5 protein-coding genes are annotated in these 2,554 nt (G+C 60.7%); all 5 read right to left on the reverse strand.

Features of this window, described 5'->3' with window-relative positions; translation table 11 throughout:
- On the reverse strand, positions 1-362 hold a 362-nt coding region (locus tag FLM9_RS06485; protein ID WP_180365326.1), incomplete at its 3' end, for an NAD(P)-binding domain-containing protein.
- Between the two features lie 48 nt (positions 363-410).
- Positions 411-815 (reverse strand): tellurite resistance TerB family protein, encoded by a 405-nt coding sequence (locus tag FLM9_RS06490; RefSeq protein ID WP_074457808.1) that lies wholly within the window; start codon positions 813-815, stop codon positions 411-413.
- Between the two features lie 96 nt (positions 816-911).
- Entirely contained in the window at positions 912-1,508 is a 597-nt protein-coding gene (locus FLM9_RS06495; RefSeq protein WP_074457809.1) for an ATP-dependent Clp protease proteolytic subunit, read from the reverse strand.
- A 37-nt stretch (positions 1,509-1,545) separates the two neighbouring features.
- Entirely contained in the window at positions 1,546-2,226 is a 681-nt protein-coding gene (locus FLM9_RS06500; RefSeq protein ID WP_074457810.1) for an ATP-dependent Clp protease proteolytic subunit, read from the reverse strand.
- Positions 2,227-2,309: 83 nt separating this feature from the next.
- Positions 2,310-2,554, reverse strand: a 245-nt coding sequence (locus FLM9_RS08400) for a hypothetical protein (RefSeq protein WP_218969751.1), incomplete at its 5' end; no start/stop codon positions are given.

Raw genomic sequence — 2,554 nt, forward strand, 5'->3', positions numbered from 1 at the left:
GGGGGTGGCACAACAAGTTGGAAGCAGATGTTGAAGCCATGGGCAAAGCTGAGCACCTTCCCCGCGCTCAGGTGGGGGGCCACGGATGCCTCGTAGACCTGCTTCTGCAATTCGTCCGGCAGCAATAGCATGATCCAGTCCGCCTGGGCTGCCGCCTCCTGCACCGCCACCACCTCCAGGCCGTCCGCCCGGGCCTTGGCGGCGGAGCGGCTCCCCTCGTAAAGGCCCACAATCACCTTCACGCCGCTGTCCCTGAGGTTGAGGGCATGGGCATGGCCCTGGGAGCCATAGCCGATGACGGCCACCGTCCTTGTGGTCAGCATCGAGAGATCAGCAGCGTTGTCGTAAAAAAGATTGGCCATCGATTAAGGAACCAGACCCCAGTGGAGGCTTGCTGATCTTAAAGCAGTCTAGGCCAAGGCATCCTGGCAGAGAATTTGCATCACGCTGAGAATGGTGCGGCTCTCCAGGATGTTGAGACCGTTGATCTCGGCCAGACGGATGAGAAAGTTGATCTCGTCGTGGTTGACCTGATTGTCACTAGCGACGATTTTGCAGGCCACGGCAAAGGCGGTGAGCTGCTGACCAGGGCTCAAGGCCGTTGTCGCTTCCGCCAACATGGCCTCTCGCCCGTCCTTGCGGTGCCGGTCCCATAACTGATCCGTGAGGGCTGTCCACTCCGCCTCCCCCATGGTGTTGTAGGGGTGGCGAGCGCTGAGTTCCTCAAAGAAGGCGTTCCTCTCCACGTCGCTCACGTCCAGATCGGACCACACGGCGCAATGGCCAACGGCGGCAAAGGCGGTTTTGAGATCCAAGAGAAGATCATTCAGTGCTCTTCCCTCTAGCAGCCTTGACCATGGCGCGCCATTAGCTGGGGTACCGCTGTCAAGGATCCATAACCAGGCCAGCCCCTATGCCCCATCGGGGTGGGCGATGACCCGGTCAATCAGACCATAGGCTTTGGCGTCTTCAGCCCCCATGAAGAAGTCCCGGTCGGAGTCCTTGGCCACCTTCTCCACCGTCTGGTTGCACATGGCCGCTAACTCCCGATTGAGACAATCCCGGTTACGGAGGATCTCCTTGGCCTCCCTGGCAATGTCACTGGCCTGCCCCTGTGTGCCACCGCTGGGCTGGTGGATCATGATGCGGCTGTGGGGCAGCGCTGAACGCTTGCCCTTCGTACCGGCGGCCAGCAAGAACGCCCCCATGCTGGCGGCCTGGCCCACGCAGATGGTGACCACGTCGGATCTCACGTAGCGGATGGTGTCGTAGATGGCCATGCCGGCCGTGACAGAACCACCGGGGGAGTTGATGTAGAGGTAGATGGGCTTGGTGTTGTCCGAGTCCAGGTACAGCATGTTGGCCACCAGGGCGTTGGCCACCCCATCAGTGACCTGGGAGCCCAGAAACAAAATCCGCTCCACCCCAAGGCGGGTGTAGATGTCGACCCAGCGCTCAAACTGGCTGCCGGGCAGGCGGTAGGGGACGCTGGGGTTTCCGAGGGGCATGGGACAGGATTGTGGTGAGAGGGGAGGCGGGTTGCGGTCAGGGTGTTGGCGGTGGTGGGGCGGGCAGCTCCTTTCTGCTGGCGAGCACCCGGTCAATCAGGCCGTACTCCTTGGCATCCTCTGCGGTCATGTAGGTCATGCGGTCGGAATCCCGGGCCAACTCCTCCACGGTGTGACCGGTGTTGGTGGCCAGAATTGTCAGCATGGTGCGCTTGTTGTGCAGCACTTCCTGGGCGCGAATCCGGATGTCACTGGCCTGGCCACGGGCGCCGCTGCGCGGCTGGTGGAGCACGATGGAGGCATGGGGCAAGGCGGCCCGATACCCCTTGGCGCCAGCAGAAAGAATCATGGCGGCCGTGCCCATGGCCTGGCCGATGCAGATGGTGTGGACCGGTGGCCTCACGTAGCGGAGGGTGTCGCAAACGGCAAAGGCCTCTGTCTCGAATCCAATGGCCTCGCCCGAGTACCAGCTTGTGCCCGTGGAGTTGATGTAGAAGAAAATGGGCTTGTCGGGGTTATCGAACTCCAGGTAGAGCAACTGGGCAATGATCAGTTCGGTCACGTCCACACCCAATTGCTGCTTCACCTGGTCGTCGGAAAAGAGAGGCAGGCCCAGGTAAATGATGCGCTCCCGCAGCAGCAGGGAAGGCAGGTCTGGCGGCGGCGTGCGCAGCACACTGGTCTCCGCTGTCTCATAGGCGGTGGAGATGGCTTGCATGGGGGACCTGGTGACTCCTCGGGGCATCGTGCTGGTGCCCATCTGGGCCGTTGCGTGCAGGTAGCCTAGGAACTTGAGGTCGCTCATGGTGCTGCCGAGGCTTTGGGTCCATTCCCCCCTGCGACGCTGGCAGGCTTCCCACCTTTGAGAAAGGCGTATGATACCCTTAGGAGGCTTTTTACACTTCTCTTTCCAATGAAAGCGCTTCCCCTGGTTCCTCTCCTGGCTTCTGGTTCTCTCTTGTTGGCTTCTTTATCACTTCCCCCAACAGCTAAAAGCCATCCTAAAGATAAGGCCAGATTAGTCACAAACACATTAAGAGAACTAG

This window comes from Candidatus Synechococcus spongiarum (assembly GCF_900047545.1).
Taxonomy (GTDB): domain Bacteria; phylum Cyanobacteriota; class Cyanobacteriia; order PCC-6307; family Cyanobiaceae; genus Synechococcus_B; species Synechococcus_B spongiarum_C.

What these genes read in the sequence shown, in the direction of transcription:
- FLM9_RS06495 (WP_074457809.1), bottom strand. Translation starts at nt 1,508, where the DNA reads ATGCCCCTCGGAAACCCCAGCGTCCCCTACCGCCTGCCCGGCAGCCAG.
- FLM9_RS06500 (WP_074457810.1), bottom strand. Translation starts at nt 2,226, where the DNA reads ATGCAAGCCATCTCCACCGCCTATGAGACAGCGGAGACCAGTGTGCTG.